1 protein-coding gene is annotated in these 1,422 nt (G+C 44.4%); it reads left to right on the top strand.

All coding sequences use genetic code 11. From position 1 onward, the window contains the following. Window positions 1–192: 192 nt before the first annotated feature. Window positions 193–1,350, top strand: a complete 1,158-nt coding sequence (locus V7L97_RS11865; protein ID WP_333656246.1) for a cytochrome c3 family protein — start codon at window positions 193–195, stop codon at window positions 1,348–1,350. The last annotated feature ends 72 nt before the right edge of the window (window positions 1,351–1,422 follow it).

Raw genomic sequence — 1,422 nt, 5'->3', positions numbered from 1 at the left:
CAATGGGGAAAGAAGCCCTTAAAGGAATTTACACAAAATGATTGACACTACCCACGCAGATAAAAACTTGACAAAAGAGAAGCTAATAATTAAAATTTGACCAAAATAATTTACAAAAAATTTACTTCAGGAGGGGCACCATGGGGGACACAGGAGTCAGGAGGGGTGACTGTATGACCTGCCATACAGGAGATGCAGTCAGGCATAAAGAGTCTCCGGCAAGGAATTAAATTCGCACCAATTAAGAATGTAGGAGAACAATGCTATAGATGTCATGACAGGGTAGATACGAAGAAAGGAGTTCACAAACCGGTCAAAGAAGGCAATTGCTCAAAATGCCACGATCCTCACCAATCGCCTTATAAATACCAACTGCGTGGAGACGGACAGAACCTCTGCTTTATGTGCCATGACAAAAAGATTGCTGCCGGCAAATTTGTCCATGGACCTGTTGCAGTTGGAGGATGCTCCATGTGCCACAACCCGCACCAGACAGATTTCCCCAAGATGCTGAATGCATCGGGAAATGACGTCTGCTTTATATGCCATACAGATAAGGCGGATGCATTCAAGGGCAAGAAATTTGTCCATAAGCCTGTAGGTGAAAAATGCGTTAACTGCCACAGCCCCCATGCAGGAGATTATAAATTCAATTTCAAGACAGACGGCTCGCAGGAATTATGCTTCGGATGCCACAAGGATAAGAAGGAATGGATAGCAAATGTAAAAAACAGACACGGTGGTCTTGAAACAGACAAGAAATGTCTTGCATGTCATGACCCGCATGTCTCTGATTATGTGAAGCAGTTGGTTAAACAGCCTGTTGATACATGCAATATCTGCCATGACAAACCACTGGATACACAGGACGGCAAAATTGTCGATATGAAGACGTATCTTGCAAAGAATAAGGAACACCACGGCCCCATAAAACAGAAGGATTGTTCGGCATGCCACAATACGCACGGATCGGATAACTTCAGGATACTCAGGAAGTATTTCCCACCAGTATTCTATGCGCCGTTTGACCCTAAAAATTACGAACTATGCTTTAATTGCCACGAGAAGACGCTTGTACTGGATGCAAAAACTACAACACTGACAGGGTTCAGGAATGGCGATCAAAATCTCCACTTTGTGCATGTCAATAAGGCGATTAAGGGACGTACATGCAGGGCGTGCCATGATGCACACGCAACCAATAATCCGAAGCACATAAGGGATGCTGTTCCATTCGGCGCATGGGGACTGCCTGTGGGATTCCAGAAGGCTGCAAACGGAGGCTTATGCCTGCCGGGATGCCACCAGAAGTTCGACTACAACAGGATAAACCCTGTTAAAAACAGGTAAAGGCAAAGGTAGAGGTAAAGATGAAGGAAAAGGTAAAGGTTAAGGTAGAGGAAAAAGGAAAGATAAAGGAAA

Source organism: Dissulfurispira sp. (assembly GCF_036745535.1).
In the GTDB taxonomy this organism is placed as follows: domain Bacteria; phylum Nitrospirota; class Thermodesulfovibrionia; order Thermodesulfovibrionales; family Dissulfurispiraceae; genus Dissulfurispira.
This window is presented reverse-complemented; position numbering and strand designations above follow the sequence as displayed.

Coding starts and splice junctions, on each gene's coding strand:
- V7L97_RS11865 (WP_333656246.1), top strand. CDS start 193: ATGCAGTCAGGCATAAAGAGTCTCCGGCAAGGAATTAAATTCGCACCA.